13 protein-coding genes are annotated in these 16920 nt (G+C 60.7%); 7 read left to right on the forward strand and 6 right to left on the reverse strand.

Annotated elements, in window-relative coordinates; translation table 11 throughout:
- Nucleotides 1–7 precede the first annotated feature (7 nt).
- The 4 genes from HUV26_RS05890 to HUV26_RS05905 all read left to right on the forward strand — a co-directional run bounded on the left by HUV26_RS05890 (nucleotide 8) and on the right by HUV26_RS05905 (nucleotide 3570).
- A complete protein-coding gene (locus HUV26_RS05890) occupies nucleotides 8–562 on the forward strand; it encodes a hydrogenase iron-sulfur subunit (protein ID WP_174409187.1) in 555 nt (184 codons plus the stop codon).
- A complete protein-coding gene (locus HUV26_RS05895) occupies nucleotides 559–1539 on the forward strand; it encodes a 4Fe-4S dicluster domain-containing protein (protein WP_205245123.1) in 981 nt (326 codons plus the stop codon). The genes HUV26_RS05890 and HUV26_RS05895 overlap by 4 nt, the downstream gene beginning before the upstream one ends.
- A gap of 9 nt (nucleotides 1540–1548) precedes the next feature.
- Nucleotides 1549–2583 carry a 4Fe-4S dicluster domain-containing protein gene (locus tag HUV26_RS05900; protein ID WP_174409188.1) on the forward strand — a complete coding sequence of 345 codons (1035 nt, stop codon included), beginning with the start codon at nucleotides 1549–1551 and terminating at the stop codon, nucleotides 2581–2583.
- 147 nt (nucleotides 2584–2730) lie between these two features.
- Complete coding sequence (locus HUV26_RS05905) at nucleotides 2731–3570, forward strand: FAD/NAD(P)-binding protein (protein WP_174409189.1); 840 nt, start codon at nucleotides 2731–2733, stop codon at nucleotides 3568–3570.
- 123 nt (nucleotides 3571–3693) lie between these two features.
- Here the strand turns inward: HUV26_RS05905 and HUV26_RS05910 are convergent, their stop codons facing one another.
- Nucleotides 3694–5853: a methyl-accepting chemotaxis protein gene (locus HUV26_RS05910; RefSeq protein ID WP_174409190.1), complete on the reverse strand. Its 2160-nt coding sequence runs from the start codon at nucleotides 5851–5853 to the stop codon at nucleotides 3694–3696.
- A gap of 697 nt (nucleotides 5854–6550) precedes the next feature.
- Between HUV26_RS05910 and HUV26_RS05915 the strand changes: the two genes are divergently transcribed.
- The gene (locus HUV26_RS05915; RefSeq protein WP_174409244.1) at nucleotides 6551–8128 is read left to right on the forward strand and encodes a tetrathionate reductase family octaheme c-type cytochrome; all 1578 of its coding nucleotides are present in this window, start codon (nucleotides 6551–6553) and stop codon (nucleotides 8126–8128) included.
- A 9-nt stretch (nucleotides 8129–8137) separates the two neighbouring features.
- Nucleotides 8138–8779 (forward strand): cytochrome b/b6 domain-containing protein, encoded by a 642-nt coding sequence (locus HUV26_RS05920; RefSeq protein WP_174409191.1) that lies wholly within the window; start codon nucleotides 8138–8140, stop codon nucleotides 8777–8779.
- Nucleotides 8780–8974: 195 nt separating this feature from the next.
- On the opposite strand, the gene HUV26_RS05925 is transcribed toward HUV26_RS05920, so the two are convergent.
- Both HUV26_RS05925 and HUV26_RS05930 read right to left on the reverse strand, forming a co-directional pair.
- Complete coding sequence (locus tag HUV26_RS05925) at nucleotides 8975–9772, reverse strand: hypothetical protein (protein ID WP_174409192.1); 798 nt, start codon at nucleotides 9770–9772, stop codon at nucleotides 8975–8977.
- A 205-nt stretch (nucleotides 9773–9977) separates the two neighbouring features.
- Entirely contained in the window at nucleotides 9978–10460 is a 483-nt protein-coding gene (locus tag HUV26_RS05930) for an adenosine-specific kinase (RefSeq protein WP_174409193.1), read from the reverse strand.
- A 470-nt stretch (nucleotides 10461–10930) separates the two neighbouring features.
- Here HUV26_RS05930 and gdhA point away from each other — a divergent pair, with 470 nt between their 5' ends.
- Nucleotides 10931–12277, forward strand: a complete 1347-nt coding sequence (gene gdhA / locus HUV26_RS05935; protein WP_174409245.1) for an NADP-specific glutamate dehydrogenase — start codon at nucleotides 10931–10933, stop codon at nucleotides 12275–12277.
- A 149-nt stretch (nucleotides 12278–12426) separates the two neighbouring features.
- Here the strand turns inward: gdhA and HUV26_RS05940 are convergent, their stop codons facing one another.
- The 3 genes from HUV26_RS05940 to HUV26_RS05950 all read right to left on the reverse strand — a co-directional run bounded on the left by HUV26_RS05940 (nucleotide 12427) and on the right by HUV26_RS05950 (nucleotide 16747).
- Nucleotides 12427–13011, reverse strand: coding sequence for a DNA-3-methyladenine glycosylase I (locus tag HUV26_RS05940; RefSeq protein ID WP_174409194.1), 585 nt, complete (start codon nucleotides 13009–13011; stop codon nucleotides 12427–12429).
- Between the two features lie 347 nt (nucleotides 13012–13358).
- On the reverse strand, nucleotides 13359–15461 hold the full coding sequence (locus tag HUV26_RS05945; protein WP_174409195.1) for a methyl-accepting chemotaxis protein: 2103 nt from the start codon (nucleotides 15459–15461) through the stop codon (nucleotides 13359–13361).
- Nucleotides 15462–15919: 458 nt separating this feature from the next.
- Complete coding sequence (locus HUV26_RS05950; RefSeq protein ID WP_174409196.1) at nucleotides 15920–16747, reverse strand: nitroreductase family protein; 828 nt, start codon at nucleotides 16745–16747, stop codon at nucleotides 15920–15922.
- Between the last annotated feature and the right edge of the window lie 173 nt (nucleotides 16748–16920).

A 16920-nucleotide genomic window follows, 5' to 3' on the forward strand; every position in this document is an offset into this window, starting at 1 on the left:
GAAAGGCATGAAAGAACCGGTTCCGTTCCAACCCCGTATCGTGGCCTTTTTCTGCCACTGGTGTTCCTACGGCGCGGCAGACCTTGCCGGGGTCAGCCGTCTGGAATACCCGGCAGATTTCCGTGCCGTGCGCATTCCCTGCACCGGCAGCATGAGCCCAAAATACATCCTGCACGCCCTGCGGCAGGGCGCGGACGGCGTGTGGGTTTCCGGCTGTCATCCCGGCGACTGTCACTACGCCACCGGCAACCTGCACGCCCGCAGGCGGCTGGAACTGCTCAAGAACATGCTCGCCTACATCGGCATAGAAGAAGGCCGCATCCATTTTTCATGGATATCCTCGGCAGAGGCGCAAAAATTCCAGCAGATGGCCATTTCCGTGGTGGAATCGGTGCGGGCGCTCGGCCCGAACACCCGTCTGGTCAAAAGCATCCGCAACAACGCCATTCCGCCCATCCCGCCCTTTACCAACGGGAACGGATACGCGGATAACGGCTACACCCGCGGCGGCGCGCAAACCACCTCCGGCAATGCCGCAGGCGGCAGGGAGGAGCAGTCATGATGCACCAGCGCACACAGGCCATCCGCGCCGCCGCCCGCAAACTCCTTGCACAAGGCAGGGTGGATGTGGTCATCGGCTACACGCAGGGCACCATTCCCCTGCGCGCCCAGCCGTATCTGGCCTACACGCCGGAAGAATGCGACAGGCTCATCTGGAGCAGCTTCTGCGGCGGCAACCTTGCCACCTTCGCCTCCGGGCGCACAGACCGCGTTGCCGTGGTGGCGCAGGGCTGCGTTTCGCGCAACCTGAACGGCCTCATCCACGAAAAACGCCTCCGGCGTGAGAACCTGTATGTCATCGGCGTGCCCTGTCTGGGCATGCTGGACCAGCGCAAGGTGGAGACAAAAACCGCCGGACGCATCGTGGCAACGCTGGAAAACGACCCCGAAGAGGACATGGGCGAAATAACGGTCAGCGGCTGCGATGCTGCGGGCGAGTGCTTTACCGAACGCCTCAAGCGGCGCGATGTAAAGCGCGACAACTGCTACACCTGCATGCACCGCAACCCGGTCATCGCGGACGAGATGGTGGCTGAGCCCGTAACCGAGACCGCCGGGGGCGACATAAACGCCGTTGCCGCCCCGTGGGAGCGGTTCGATGCCGAACGCCGCTGGGCGGAGTTCACCAAAACCTTCGAGGACTGCATCCGCTGCTACGCCTGCCGCGACATCTGCCCCCTGTGCTACTGCACCACCTGCTTCACGGACGAATCAGACCCCCAGTGGTGCGGCAAAACGCAGGACCCGGCAGACGTGCAGACCTTCCACATCCTGCGCGCCTTCCACTGCGCGGGGCGCTGCACCGACTGCGGCGCGTGCGAAACAGCCTGCCCGCAGGGCATCCGCATGCGCCGCCTGACCAGCAAACTGGAAAAGGACGTGCGCACCCTGTGGGGGCACGACCCCGGCATGGACAGCGAGGCGGAACCGCCCCTCGCCACCTACCGCCCGGACGATCCCCAAGAGCACTTCAAATAGGAGGCAACCATGCGACACCGTATACTCAGCAAGGACAGCCTCGCCGGATTTCTGGAAGAACTGCGGGCAGAATACACCGTTTTCGCCCCCCGGCAGGACACCAAGGTGCCCAGCAAAACCGTATGGAAAGAACTGCAGCAGGACGAGGTGCCGGATTTCCGCTTCGTGAACACCGACATGTCGCCCAAGCACTTCATGTTTCCGCAAAGCGAATGCATGCTGCGGTATGAAGACCCCGCAGCCCCCGTGCTCGCCCCCGTGGAGCACGACAGCCGAAAGAGGCTGCTCCTGAACGTGCGCCCCTGCGATGCACGGGCCCTTGCCTTCATGGACACCGTGTTCTGTCAGGACCAGCGCACCAATGATGCCTACTGGCAGGAAAAACGCAACCGCACCGTCATGGTGGGGCTTGCCTGCAACAACCCCTGCCCCACCTGTTTCTGCCATCAGGCAAACAGCGGCCCGCACGATGAAACAGGGCTGGACCTGCTGCTGGTGGACCTTGGCAACCGCCTGCTGGCAAAGCCCCTTACGGAGGCGGGCAAATCCATGGCTGCCGGGCTGCCCGATGCGGAGGAAGAAGACATCCTGCGCGGCAAAGAACTTATGCAGCGCGCCCACGAGGCCATGCCTCCGGTCATCGCCACAGACAATCTGGAACACCGCACCCTGCTGGAACTCTACAACCTGCCCTACTGGAAACGGGTGTGCGAAACCTGCATAAACTGCGGCACCTGCACCTTTGTGTGCCCCACCTGCCACTGCTTCGACATTCAGGATGAGACAACGCCCGACGGTGGCAAGGGCCGCCGCGTGCGTAACTGGGATTTCTGCATGGCCCCGCTGTTCACACTGCACACCTCCGGGCATAACCCGCGCGGCGAAAAGGCGGCACGGGTGCGGCAGCGGTTCATGCACAAATATAAATACATCCCCATGCGCCAACCGGCAGAGGTGGGCTGCGTGGGTTGCGGCCGCTGCGTGCGGCTGTGCCCCGTAAACATAGACATCCGCGATGTCATAAACGCCATGAATCAGGGCTGATGCCTGAACCGAATCCTCGCAGATTTCACGGCCCACGCGGCACAGGCAGCCGCAGACTCGGTTTCCGCAGGCCGCAAGCGCGCCGGGAGCAGTTTACAGCAACGCAGCAGATTGCCGTTTCCAACGGCCTGAAAGGGTACAAAGACCATGCTGAACCCCTACCTCCCCTACCCCGTCCGCATTGCAGAGGTGCGCACGGAAACAGAGGATAAGACCCTGCGCACCTACGCGCTGGACTTCCTGCACGAACGCGATGCGGCAGCCTTCGCCTACCGTCCCGGCCAGTTTGCGGAACTTTCCGTGGCCGGTGCGGGAGAGGTTCCCATCGGCATTGCCTCCAGCCCCACGGAAGGCACCCGCCTGCTCTTCACCGTCTTCCGCGCGGGCACGGTCACATCGCGCCTGCACCAGATGCGCGAAGGCGACCTCATGGGCGTGCGTGGTCCGCTGGGCAACGGCTTCCCGCTGCAATCGCATGAAGGGAAGAACATCCTCATCGTGGCGGGCGGTTATGCCGTCACCACGCTCCGGTCGGTCATGGTCTGGCTGCAACACCCGCAAAACCGCTCCCGCTTCGGCGAAGTGGATTTCGTCTACGGCGCGCGCACGCCGGGAATGCTGCTGTACCGGGATGAAATGAACGCATGGTCGCAGACCGCCGGGGTGCGCTGCCACATCACCGTGGACAGGGAAGCCCCCGGATGGACAGGCCTTACCGGATTCGTGCCCGCCGTGGTGGAACAGCTGGCCCCCGACCCGCATAACGCCATTGCGCTGGTCTGCGGCCCCCCCGCCATGATCCGGTTCACCCAGCCCGTGCTTGATGCCCGTGGCTGGCAGGGCGACCAGATTTTCCTCTCGCTGGAAAACCGCATGAAGTGCGGCATAGGCATCTGCGGCCGCTGCAACGTGGGGCATCAGTATGTCTGCAAGGACGGCCCCGTGTTCAGCAAGGCCGAGCTGGACCTGCTGCCTGCGGAGTATTAGCGGAACGGCTGCGCTTTCTTGCTGTCCACAAGCCACCAAACTCCCTGAACTTCAGCTCATTTCTGCAAACAAAAACGGACCGGCCCAAACCGGTCCGTTTTTTCTTTCAGATACCCCTTCTCTCTACTGCCCTTCCAGCTCCACGATAAGCTTCTTCAGTTCCCCGGCCTGCTCGCTCAATTCGGCAACGGCGCGGGAGGCCTCGCGCATGGCGTCCGCCGTCTCGCTGGATATGCGGTTCACGTCCTCTATGGAGTTGCTTATCTCCTCAGTGGCGGAAGACTGCTGCTCCGCCGCCGTGGCTATGGCACGCACCTGATCAGACGCCTTCAGGGAAAACGAGACAATGTGCCCGAGCAGCTCCTCGGCCTTGCCCATGCCCTCCATGGACTGGGCAAGCACGCCCTTGTTCTTGTCCATGCCGCCAAGGGTTTCCCGCACCGCCTGCTGTATGGCAGAAATAGACTGCCCCACTTCCTTGGTGGCGGTCATGGTCTTTTCCGCCAGCTTGCGCACCTCATCCGCCACCACGGCAAATCCGCGTCCGGCATCTCCGGCACGGGCCGCTTCAATGGCCGCGTTCAGGGCCAGCAGGTTGGTCTGGTCGGCAATATCCTCAATGGTCTGGGCAATCATGCCTATGCCGTCCGCCTTGCGGCTCAGTTCTTCAACCGAACCGTACACGGTCATAAACCCGTTATTCACCGCGCCCACATCGCGCAGCACCACGGCAAACTGCTCAGCCCCCGCCTGCGCCGCCTGCCGCGATTCTTCAGAGAGCGTTGCCGTTGCTTCGGCATTGCGGGCAATCTCCATAACGGAAGCACTCATCTCCTCCATGGCAGATGCTGTTTCCGCCACCCGTTCCGACTGCGCCTCCGCCCCACGGCTGGATTCGTCAATCTGGGCAGAAAGTTCCGTGGACGCGGAAGAAACAACCTCCACCACGCCCTGCAGACGCTGGGCTGCCGCGTGCATCCCCTCGCGCTTGGCGCTCTCTGCCTTGCGGGTGGCCTCTTCCGCCACGGCCCGTGCGCTTTCCGCAGCCTGCGCGCTGGCACGGGCTTCCTGCGTCTGCATTTCCGCCTCGCGCATCTTTTCCTTCAGCGAAGCCACCATGGAAACCATGGCCCCGCGCAGTACGCCGAATTCACTATGGAAGCTGCCCTGAATGGACGCGTCCAGATTCCCCTCCGCCACGGCACGCGAAAAGCCGGAAAGCGCCATAATGGGCCGTATGACCATGGCGTTCAGCGCTACCAGAATCACGCCCGACAGCAGCAGCAACGCGGCAATAACGCCTGCCGTGGTCCACGTGTTCGCCTGCATCAGCGCATTGGCCTGCGCAAAAAGTTCCGGTGCAGGCACGGCAATGCCCAGTCCCATGCCCGTCTGCGTCACGCTGTAAAAGACCAGATGTTCCACGCCCTCAATCTGCGTCGTAAACTGGGTGCTCTGCCCGCTTCCAAGGTTCATCAGCCCCTTATCTGCCTCCATGGAAAAGGGCAGGCTGGAAACCGGCTTGAGCAGGCGCGCATTATCAGCGGGATAGGCCGCAATAAGCCCGTAGCGCGTGTCCACGGCAAAAGCCAGCGACGACTCCGTAACGCGTATGTCGCCCACCACGCGCCGCAGGTCCTCCATGCTCACATCCAGCGTAGACATGCCCGCAATGGCTCCGTCCGGCCCGTAGAGAATACCCCCCACGGTAATCATGAGCGCGTTGGTCCCTTCGGAATCCTCATACGGTGCAGACCAGTAAACCCGTGCATCCCTGCGCTGCCTGCGGTTCCAGTCGGCGGGAATGGCCTGTGTGTACCAGTCCTGCTTGTGGTAATCGTACTCTGCCGTATTGTAGTCCATGGTAAAGGCTATCTTGCCGCTGTCCCAGTAGGCATAGGGGCCGTAATACTGCCTGTCCTCAAAAAATACATTGGGCTCAAACCACAGCCCGCTGCCCACTGCCGTAGGGTACTTCGCCACCGCAGACTCAAGGAAGGCACGCACCTGCGCCTCTATGTCCTCACCCGTGGCCTGCCGCACGCGCAGAAGCGCTTCTCCCGCCGTGGCTATGCTGTCCGCCGCATCCTGCATAACCGCCATGTAGGTGTTAATTTTCTCGGCTTCCGTCTCTATGCGGCTTTCCACAGCCCGCTTCGTCTCTTCCACATATCTGGCTTCCATTTCCCGCACGTTGCCGAGCAGAATCACATATCCCGCCAGCGAAACCACAATGGTCACGGCGATAAGCGCCAGCACCTTGTACCGAACCGACATATTCATACCTCTTCCCCCTTACCTATGTTCCTTTCTCCCACCGAACCCCATAAGCCCGGTGCCGCACCGCGTATACTGTAAAGATTATGCCCGTTGTGTCGCAACGCCGTTACGCGCTACGGGCAACCACTCTATCGCTCTTTTCGGCATTTTCCAAATTATTATGAGTAATCCCGAATAGGTCTGACCAATCTCCTGTCATAATCCCCTGCCGGAACTTTTTTCACCCCCTCTGGACAATATACCCCCATAGGGTATATTGTCCCATCGTGAGGATGTGCACATCCGACACAATACCCCCAAGGGGTACTGTGTCGTTACCCTGCAGGTAGCGCTGTCGGGGGCACGCAAAAGCCCGGAAGCACATTGCCTTAACCGGTGCGTCAGGATAGTGTGGTATGTAACCACTTACGCACATCACGGCCCACAGCTCAGGCTGCACCGGACAGAGCGTCCACCATGGCAACCTTCCGGCAAGGCGAGCTTCCGGCAGCAAAACCATCCGGCAGAGCGGCACAACACCCGCCTGCCGCACATCGCGCCTGCCCCGCAGGCCATGGTTATACAGAACAACTGTTCAGTCAAACAGTATCGGTTAACAGCGCAGACGACAAACGGAGGAGGTTCCATGCAACACACAGACAGGAGAACAACACCGCGCCTGTTCATTCTCGGCGCATCCTGCTTCCTGCTGGCCGTGCTCATGGTCGCGGGGCAAGCCCCCCGCGCGGGGGCGTCGGAAGAGGGGTACAAGACCTACGGCGCGGAACAGGCGCGCAAGGTCTCGCGCGAGGTAAAACGCTGGATCACCACAGACCACAGCAAGCACCCCGCGCTGCAGCAAGATTTCGCCACGCCGGAAGAAGTGACCAAGGCCTGCCTCACCTGCCACAACGAGGCCGCCCTGCAGGTGCACAACACCATTCACTGGATGTGGATAGACCCGGCAGATACCGAGCGCAAGATGGGCAAAAACGGCCTCACGCTCAACAACTTCTGCATTTCCATCCATTCCAACCAGCCGCGCTGCACCTCATGCCATGCGGGCTACGGGTTCAAGGACGCCAGCTTCGACTTTTCCAGCCAGGAAAAGGTGGACTGTCTCGTCTGTCACGACACCACCGAAACCTACAAAAAATTCCCCACCATGGCGGGGTACCCGGTTTCCGAGCCCACCCCCTTTGAAAAAGAAACCTTTCTGCCGCCCAACTACCGCGTTATCGCCGGTGCTGTCGGACGCCCGGACCGCGACAACTGCGGCAACTGCCACTTCTACGGCGGTGGCGGCGACGGCGTGAAACACGGCGACCTCGACTCCTCCATGCTCAAGCCCAGCCGCGATCTGGACGTGCACATGAACGCAGAAGGCGCCAACTTCTCCTGCCAGCGGTGCCACACCACAGAGGCGCATTTCATCGCCGGGCGCAGCTACAAGCAGCCCGCCTATACCGAACGCACCAGCCTCATCGAGGACGACCTCGTGAAGCGCATCTCCTGCGAATCCTGCCACACCGACAAGCCCCACATGGCAGGGCACAAGGCCAACGACCATACGGACAAGGTCGCCTGCCAGACCTGCCACATCCCCGCCTACGCGCGCGTGCTGCCCGTGAAGATGGAGTGGGACTGGTCGCAGGCGGGCAAGATGAAGGAAGGCAAGCCCTACACGGTCATGGGCGATCTGGGCAGGTCCACCTACGACTCCAAGAAGGGCTCCTTTGTCTGGGAGAACAACGTCAAGCCTGAATACATGTGGTACAACGGGCGCATGAACTTCATGCTCGCCACAGACACCATAGACCCCGAACAGGTCATCCGGCTGAACAGCGTGCAGGGCAGCAGAAACGACCCTTCGGCCCGCATCTTCCCCATCCGCGTGCACCGGGGCAAGCAGCCCTACGACTCGGTACACAAAACCATGGCCATTCCGCACCTCTTCGGCAAGGACGACAACGCCTACTGGAAAACCTACGACTGGAACAAGGCCCTCACGGCAGGCATGGCCGCCGCAGGTCTCCCTTACAGCGGCGAATATGACTTTGTGTCCACCGAGTATCACTACCCCATCACCCACATGGTTGCGCCCAAGGAAAAATCGCTGCAATGCGGCGACTGCCACTCCAGAGACGGCAGGCTGGCCACCCTTGCGGGCTTCTACATGCCCGGCAGAGACGGCAACACTCCCCTGAACACCATGGGCTGGATGGCGGTGCTGGCCGCGCTGGCGGGCGTGCTCGGCCACGGCCTGCTGCGCATGGTTTCCCGCCGCAAGCAGGATTAGGAGGCATTCATGTCAGCAAAACGACTCTATCTCTACACACGGTTCGAGCGGTTCTGGCACTGGGCGCAGACCCTGCTCATTCTGGTACTGCTGGTCACGGGATTCGAAATCCACGGCTCATATACCCTGCTGGGGTTTGAACAGGCCTTCACCGTGCACAACTTCTGCGCATGGACATGGCTTGTCCTGTACGCCTTCATCGTGTTCTGGATGGCCACCACCGGAGAATGGAAGCACTATGTGCCCACCTTCGTAAAGATGTTCGAGGTCATCCGCTTCTACGCCGTGGGCATCTTCAAGGGCGAGCCGCACCCCGTTCCCAAGTCGGAGCGCGTCAAGCACAACCCCCTGCAACGCATCACCTATCTGGGTCTTGTGTCGCTGCTGGTGCCGTTCCAGATCATAACGGGCTTTCTGTACTATTATTACAACCAGTGGCCCACCATGGGGTGGAACTGGGCACTTGAGCCTGTCGCGGTGCTGCACACGCTGGGAGCCTTCGGCTTTCTGGTCTTTGTCATCGTGCATGTGTACATGACCACCACGGGGCACACCATCGGGGCGCATATCAAGGCCATGTTCACCGGGTACGAAGAGCTGGAACCGCACGACAAGTCGAGGGATGAAGAACCGCGCCAGTATCACGTGTAAGCCTTGCGCGTCCCCTTGTGTCCGCCTCTTACACGGGCCCTGACGGCAGCGAACGACAAGTTAAGGCAACAACAAACGGCCCGGAAACGCATGCGTTTCCGGGCCTCAACATGATGACAAAGAATTTTTATGACTCTTCCGTCTCCGGCGGGCAAGGCCAAGCGGCCCATGCTGCCATACGCAGTCGCAGAACTGTCAGCGCACCCTGCCCCGAACCACACACGCGCCCTGCGCCGTCCGGTTGGGCTGATACACAAACTCCATCTCCTTGAAATACACCCCGCCGCAACCGGGGCGGGTGGTCCAGTTCTTCAGCCAGCGCGTCACGCGCTTCTCGCTGTCCAGACTGGGGGTATGAAAATACTGCACCGGGCGGGTATACACGGTCTTGCTGTCCAGTTCCGCAAACATGTCGGCCAGCAGGTTTATCTGCCGCCACAGCGTCATGTTTCCGGCATCAGCGCCTTCGCTGCCGGTCGGCGCGGCCTCGGACTGCCCGGAAAACACATCGTAGATGCGAAAATGCGGCAATCCCTGCTGAACGGGAATAAGCACCCCGTCCATACCGCCCACGCCGCCCACGTCTGGCACACAGGCAGCAGGCGTTGCGGCAGAATTCCCGGAACCTCCTCCGGCAGCGTCCCCTGCACTTTCCCCGGAGATTTGCCCTGCACCTTCCCCGTCACTTTCCCCGAAGCCTTCCCCGGCCCCTCGCCCGCCACAGTGCGGAGGCAGCGCGGAACCAAATGCCGCAAGGCCCCGGTCACGCACCATGCGCAACTCCGCCGTAAGATGGTCCAGACCGGGAACAACCACTCCCTCCGGCGAAATGAACTCTTCCGTGGCGGCATCCCACAGAATGCGCGTCCCCAAATACCGGGCGCAATGCATGGTTCCGCCAAGGTGCCCGCCACGGGCAAGGCGAAAGGCCTCCACATCGTCGGCATAACGCATCTGCCGCAGGGGGCTTTTCGCCATGGAAGCTATACGCATGAACGATATCCTTATCAGGCTGTTATGAACGTCATTCCCGCAGGGCCGTCCCGCGCGGAACCCCCACCGCAGCAGGCCCGACGACAGATTGTAGCCGGTAGCGACAGCCCTTAACAGGTCACGAAAGACCGCAACAGATCAACTGGTCGTAGCCGATTCCAGACGGTTTTAGCAGGCCACGCGGCAGGCCCCGGCAGCGGATCTGCTAGCCCTTGTAGCCTATCATGCGCAAAAATCCCTTGCGCTTGGCCACATCCTCTTCCGTTTCCACCCCTGCGGGCGAAAACCCGTCAATCACGCCCATCACGCCGCGCCCCTGCTCGGTCTGCGCCACCACAACCTGCAACGGATTGGCCGTGCAGCAGAACAGGCGCACCACCTCGGGCACGCTCAGCAGCACGTTTTTGATGTTGATGGGAAACATATCGCGCATGAAGATGAAAAAGGTATGTCCCGCGCCCACGGCAAGGGCGTTGCGCGTTGCCAGTTCCACCAGGGCCTCGTCCGTGCCGCTGGTGCGTACCAGCCGCTCGCCGGAAGCCTCGCAGAAGGCGATGCCGAATTTTGCTCCGGGCACGGTGCCCACAATGGCCTCGTGCACATCTTCCACGGTCTTGATGAAATGCGACTGCCCGAACACCAGATTCAACGCATCCGGGTTCTCAACGGCTACGAGCGAAAATTCCATATACCCTCCCATACGACGGCGATACCGCCGTTACGTGTTAGTGTGTGCACCGCAGTGCGCTGCAGGTTCTGGCAACCGGAAGACCGGAGGTGCCATGTAGCCAGCCATGTTGCCCGCGTTGCGCAAAAACCGCAAGAGCCGCATGGCGGGCTGCCCGCACGTGCCTTACCCCGCACTCCATGCCTCCGCACAGCCCAGTGCGTTCATGCTTTGCCTGCGCAGAACAGAATGCTCTGCAGGTCCGCCCTGAACAAATCATCATTCCTGTTCCCTCTCTGCTCAAAATCAGGCAGAATGTCACCATCCGTACCCGCAACGGCCATGGCATAACAAACCGTTGCACAACGGGCCGCTGCTCAGAAAACGGCGTCTGCTGCAGCAGAACAGTACAGTCCTCATGGCGGCAGCGGATGAACCAAAACACCACCCGCCGCCCGGCCACGCGCACAAACCGCAAGGAGTTTCATTCCATGGAGATTCTGGACATCATCAAAAGCCGCGACCCCCACGAACGGGAATTTCATCAGGCCGTGAGCGAGGTGGCGGAATCCATCAAACCCATTCTGGACCGCAATCCGGAATACCGCAGTGCCCGCGTCCTTGAACGCATTGTGGAACCGGAACGGGTCATCCTCTTCCGCGTGCCATGGGTGGACGACCAAGGCAACGTGCACGTCAACCGGGGCTACCGCGTGGAAATGAACAGCGCCATCGGCCCTTACAAAGGCGGGTTGCGGTTCCATCCCTCGGTAAATCTGGGCATCCTCAAATTTCTTGCCTTCGAGCAGGTGTTCAAAAACGCCCTTACCACGCTGCCCATGGGCGGCGGCAAAGGCGGCTCAGACTTCGACCCCAAGGGCAAAACCCCCTTGGAAATCCAGCGGTTCTGCCAGAGCTTCATGATCGAACTGTCGCGCCACATCGGGCCGGATACCGACATCCCCGCAGGCGACATCGGCGTGGGCGGGCGCGAAATAGGCTACATGTTCGGCATGTACAAGCGGCTGCGCAACGAATTCACGGGCGTGCTCACGGGCAAGCGGCTCAACTGGGGCGGCAGCCTCATCCGCCCGGAAGCCACAGGCTACGGCGCAGTCTATTTTGCCGCAGAAATGCTGAATGAAGAAGGCAAGTCCCTGCAGGGCACCACCAGCCTTGTCTCCGGCTCCGGCAACGTGGCGCAGTTCACCATGGAAAAACTCATCGAACTGGGCAGCAGACCCGTCACCTTCTCCGACTCCTCCGGCTACATCTACGATGAAAAGGGCGTGGACCGCGACAAGCTCAACTTCCTCATGCACCTGAAAAATGTCCGCTTCGGCAGGGTGCGCGAATACGCCGAGCAATACCCAGAAGCCGTATACACCCCCGTGGACCCCGCCAAGGACCACAACCCCCTGTGGGACCACAAGGCAGACTGCGCCTTCCCCGGCGCCACCCAGAACGAGATCAACGCGGCAGACGCGGCAAACCTTGTCCGCAACGGCGTGCGCGTGGTCTCGGAAGGGGCAAACATGCCCACCGTGCCGGAAGGGGTGGATATCTTCCTCGACTCCCACCTCCTCTACGGTCCCGGCAAGGCAGCCAACGCGGGCGGCGTGTCCGTCTCCGGGCTTGAGATGACCCAGAACTCCATGCGCATGTCATGGACCCGGGAAGAGGTGGACCAACGCCTGCGCCTCATCATGCGCACCATCCACCGCATCTGCCGCGACACGGCAGAACAGTACGGCACCCCGCGCAACTACGTGAACGGCGCAAACATCGCAGGATTCGTCAAGGTGGCAGACGCCATGCTTGATCAGGGCGTGGTGTAGGCGGCACCGCCCCGTATAGTGCCCTTCAGAACAACGCCCCTCAGCTGATTGCCATCATGTTGCCGTGCATGTGCATGACAATGTGATGGCAATCTTAACATACAAAGCGTCATACAAAACAACACCAAAACAACGACAAATGGTCCTGTTTACGGGCACATTCCGTCAACTTCCGCATGGCGGAAGCAGGAAACAAGGTGGTCGTTCACCAGTCCCGCCGCCTGCAGATGCGCGTATACGGTGGTGGTTCCCACAAACTTGAACCCGTGCCGCTTCAGGTCCTTGGCAACCGTATCAGAAAGCGGCGTGCTGGGCGGCACCTCTTCCATGCGCTGCCACGTGTTGCGCACAGGGCGTCCGTCCACGAACCGCCACAGATAGTCGCTGAAGCTGCCGTACCGTTCCCGCATCTCCAGAAAACGCCCGGCATTGTTTATGGCAGCCTCAATCTTCAGCCGGTTGCGGATAATGCCGGTATCCTGCATCAGCCGCAGCACATCCTCCTGAGAAAACCTTGCCACCTGCTCAGGATCAAATCCGGCAAAGGCTGCGCGGTATCCTTCCCGGCGTTTCAATATGGTCAGCCAGCTCAGCCCGGCCTGCGCGCTCTCCAGCGTCAGAAAGGCAAAGTGGGTCGTATCATCATGCACGGGCACACCCCACTCCGTGTCGTGGTAGCGGGTCATTATCTCCGGTGCCGCCGCCCACGGGCAGCGGATTCGCTCTGTCGTCATGATCTCTCCTGTTTTGCGTTGCGCAGCCGCCCGCCCAACCGCTCGTGAACCGCTCGCGTAATCGCCCGTGAACCACTCGTACAGCCATCCGTGCAGCCGCCCGTGAGACGCCCGTGCAGCCGTCAGTGCAACCATGTGCATCCGCTCTTGCGGCCAAGCAAACTCAAACCGCAACCCGTTCCGCAACATACTATGCACCTTAGCACAATCCGCCCGCCTGCGGAACACCACAAAGGGCGGACGCCCCGCAGGACGCCCGCCCTTGATGGACGGTTCACCAGACAATCTTTGCCGTAACCGGTCAACCGATCAACCGATCAACCGGACAATCGGACAACCGGCCTTGGCTATTTGCCGCCTTCCCGCTTCAATTCCCGTATCAGCGCGGTCAGCTCACCCGTCTGGGCAGAAAGATCGCGCAGGGCATCGGTGGTCTCTTCCACGTTAGAAGCGGTTTCCATGGCAATGGTGTTTATCTCTTCAATGGCGCTGGTAATCTCTTCCGATGCGGCAGACTGTTCCTCCGCTGCCGTGGCAATGGACTGAATCTGCCCTGCGGAATCCACCGTGCCCTTCACTATCTCCGTAAGCGCCTCGCCGGATGTATTGGCAAGCTCCGTGGCCCGCTCCAGATCCTTCACCGCGCTCTTCATGGCAGCCACGTTGTTTGCCGCCACCTTCTGAATGGACTGGATGGAGGCTCCCACCTCCTGCGTGGCGTGCATGGTCTTTTCCGCCAGCTTGCGCACCTCGTCCGCCACCACGGCAAACCCGCGCCCCGCCTCGCCCGCACGGGCGGCCTCAATGGCGGCGTTCAGTGCCAGCAGGTTGGTCTGGTCCGCAATGTCGGAAATCACCGTCATAATGTTGCCTATGGCTTTGGCCTGCTCATCCAGCTGGGCCATGTCCGCGTTCAGGGCTTCAGCCTGCTGCTGGGTAGAATTCATGGCCTTGATGGACTGGTCCACCACCCGCGCCCCTTCCTGCGCCTTGTCGCGCACGGAAGACCCCTGATCCGCCGCATTCCCGGCGTTCTGGGCCACTTCCAGCACGGTGGCGTTCATCTCTTCCATTGCGGTTGCGGTTGTCTGAATGCGGTCACGTTGCGTTTCCGTGCCGCTGCGTATGCGGTCCGTCTTGCTGGATATCTCCTTGGTCGCGTGCGAAATGGCGGCAACCACTGCCTCCAGCTGCGTTGCTGCATGCAGCAGCCCCTCTGCACGGGCGCGCTGCGCCTGATCCAGCGCCTGCCGCGCCTGTGCCGTGGCGTCCACTGCCACACGCGCCTTCTCTTCCGCCTCTTCGGTCTTGCGGGTAATCTCCCGCATGTTCTCATCCAGCTTCTGGGCGGTGCTGTTCAGTGAGGTAAATATCTGGCCCACCTCATCCTGTGACACAACCGCAAGCTTGCGGTCGTATCTGCCTGCCGCAATGTCATTCAGGAAGCCCACCACGGTCCGCAGCGGGCGGGCGGTGGTCCGCTCCACAAATATCCAAATAAACAGGGCCATGATCAACAGGCTTACAAAGCCGATGAGTATCAGCCGTGTCAGGGTTTCATACACCGGAGCCATTATTTCCGTCTGTTCCTTCAAGCCTACCAGCTTCCACTTGGTATCGGGCGAGGTGAGGATAACACCCAGATATTCTTTGCCGTCCACCATGACCGTGGCATCGCCCTCTCCCTTGCGGAACAGAAGGTCAAGGTGGGTTCCTGCCACCTCCCCTACGGTCTTGAAGTTGTAGTCCGGGTGCCTCGGGTCGGCCAGGATCACGCCGTCGTCCTGTATGAGCACCATATACCCCGTATCGCCAAGGCGGATAGCCTGCACAATATCGGTCAGTTCCTTCAGCGATATGTCCACGCCCACGCAGCCTATAACCTTGCCGCCGCGTTTCACCACGCGCATCACGCTGGTAACGGCCTCACCCGTAGTAGAACGGTACGCTTTGGAAACGGCAGCCGCGTCCGGGGTCTGCATGGCTTCCTTATACCAGGGGCGGGCGCGCGGGTCATATCCGGCGGGCATATCGCTTTCCACAAGGGCGCTTACAAACCCACCCTTTTCCGTGCCCACAAAGACCTCCACGTAGGCAGGATGCGCCTTCTGCACGGCACTGAAAATATCCACCACCGCCTGCCCCACCGGGTCGTCCGGGTCGGGCTGCGCCTTGCGCTTTGCCGTGGTGCCCACGTGCGAGGTGGTTATCTCATCAATACGCTGGGTAACGGGAAAAGAGGCCAGCATGTTCGCATTCTTCTTGCTTTCCTCAAGGAACAGAGAGATGGCGGTATCCACCTGCCCCAGTTCCCCTTTCATGGCTCCCATACTGGTCCGCACCGACTGATTGCTCACCGTGATGGAAACCGTGGTCACAATGCCCACCATCATCAGCGTGGCAACAGCCAAAAGTCCCGCAACTATCTTGAGTTTAATTGAGCGGTTCATGCTCCCCTCCTAGGGCTTGTTCCGGCCATATTGCCGCCGCCGACCAGTGCTTCCATGCACCGGCCGCGGGCCTTCCCCCGCCTGACTCGTCTTCCGCCCTGCCGGGTGTCTCCGGCCCCGCACTTCCGGGGCCGTAATCCCCTGCATATTGCCCCTATGTATTCTACACTACTCCAGCACAAATTACAGCACGGCGACAAAATAATAAAACCTACCATACCATCTATACACGCAAAAAGGGCCGACATCCGCATGCCGGCCCTATACTTGCTGCAAAAGAGCTCACAAATCTCATACAAACTCCCGAAAAACACATTTCCTTGCACTACTGCATCTTACGGAAATGCGTGTCCGGAATACAATCAATGCGTACGTTGCCTCACTTCAGCGCCAAATTGCTCTCAAATGACACGCAAACATATATGCACAAACATATACCTCAGCGTTGCAGCAGCAAACTAAAAGGATACCGTATGCAGTTTCTGGTCGCCGCGCTGCACGGTCCGGCAATACTGCACGTCCGGGTAGCCGAACATTATGGCATACCCCGCCGTATGGTTCTCCGGCACGCCCAGCCTGCCTTTCATCTCCGGCAAAACCTGTGTGAACGCCCATTTGGCAAACCCGCACCATACGGTTCCCAGCCCCAGTGCCGCCGCCATAACCTCAAAATAGCTCAGCGCTATCATGGGGTCCGCTTCCGGCGCGGCGGAATCCGCAGGTGCCGTCACCCACAGCAGGTGCGGTGCCCCCCGGAACAGAATGTCCACCTTCCGTGTATTCCACAGCTTGGCTGTAGTGCCGAAGAATTCAAAACCCGCCGGCAGCCCGCTGCCCTTGGACAGTTCGTCAATCCCGGCATAGGTGGCCTCGCGTATGGCCTGCATGGTGGCCATGTCGTCCACAACGGTAAACTGCAGGTTCATCGCGTTCTTGCCGGTAGGAGCATTGCGGGCCACGTCCATAAGCCGCGCCAGCACGGCCCTGTCCACATTTTCCTGCCGGTACCGGCGCACGGACCGGCGGGACTTCAGCAGCATCTCCACCTCATCCGCCGTGGGCAGATTGCCCGCAATTTCCAGGCTGTCTTCGGGCTTTTTGCCCAGTATGGACACCGCCCCCGTAGGGCACACAACCATACAGTGCTGACAGCCGATACACTGCGCTTCCTTGGCCGCCGGAACCTCCGGTACGCCGTTGTCCATGGAAATAATACCCATCACGCAGTCTTTGGCACACTCGCCGCACTGAATGCAGGCGCTTTCATCCACACAAAAATCGATCATTTATGCTCTCCTGTAGGCCTGCGGGCTGCGCCCGTGACCTGTGATGTCAGTTCTGCCCGACACGGCTATGCTACGAATACGCTACAGATGCGGCAGGAATGTTCCGCGTGCCCGGTTTGGCGAACAGGCCGGATCGGGCATGCCAAGCCTACCGGACGTATCGGACATTCGCC

The sequence above is a fragment of the Desulfovibrio psychrotolerans genome (assembly GCF_013340305.1).
GTDB lineage: Bacteria > Desulfobacterota > Desulfovibrionia > Desulfovibrionales > Desulfovibrionaceae > Halodesulfovibrio > Halodesulfovibrio psychrotolerans.

Coding starts and splice junctions, on each gene's coding strand:
- HUV26_RS05950 (WP_174409196.1), bottom strand. CDS start 16,747: ATGATCGATTTTTGTGTGGATGAAAGCGCCTGCATTCAGTGCGGCGAG.
- HUV26_RS05920 (WP_174409191.1), top strand. CDS start 8,138: ATGTCAGCAAAACGACTCTATCTCTACACACGGTTCGAGCGGTTCTGG.
- HUV26_RS05890 (WP_174409187.1), top strand. CDS start 8: ATGAAAGAACCGGTTCCGTTCCAACCCCGTATCGTGGCCTTTTTCTGC.
- HUV26_RS05905 (WP_174409189.1), top strand. CDS start 2,731: ATGCTGAACCCCTACCTCCCCTACCCCGTCCGCATTGCAGAGGTGCGC.
- HUV26_RS05940 (WP_174409194.1), bottom strand. CDS start 13,011: ATGACGACAGAGCGAATCCGCTGCCCGTGGGCGGCGGCACCGGAGATA.
- HUV26_RS05915 (WP_174409244.1), top strand. CDS start 6,551: ATGGTCGCGGGGCAAGCCCCCCGCGCGGGGGCGTCGGAAGAGGGGTAC.
- HUV26_RS05895 (WP_205245123.1), top strand. CDS start 559: ATGATGCACCAGCGCACACAGGCCATCCGCGCCGCCGCCCGCAAACTC.
- HUV26_RS05930 (WP_174409193.1), bottom strand. CDS start 10,460: ATGGAATTTTCGCTCGTAGCCGTTGAGAACCCGGATGCGTTGAATCTG.
- HUV26_RS05925 (WP_174409192.1), bottom strand. CDS start 9,772: ATGCGTATAGCTTCCATGGCGAAAAGCCCCCTGCGGCAGATGCGTTAT.
- HUV26_RS05900 (WP_174409188.1), top strand. CDS start 1,549: ATGCGACACCGTATACTCAGCAAGGACAGCCTCGCCGGATTTCTGGAA.
- gdhA (WP_174409245.1), top strand. CDS start 10,931: ATGGAGATTCTGGACATCATCAAAAGCCGCGACCCCCACGAACGGGAA.
- HUV26_RS05945 (WP_174409195.1), bottom strand. CDS start 15,461: ATGAACCGCTCAATTAAACTCAAGATAGTTGCGGGACTTTTGGCTGTT.
- HUV26_RS05910 (WP_174409190.1), bottom strand. CDS start 5,853: ATGAATATGTCGGTTCGGTACAAGGTGCTGGCGCTTATCGCCGTGACC.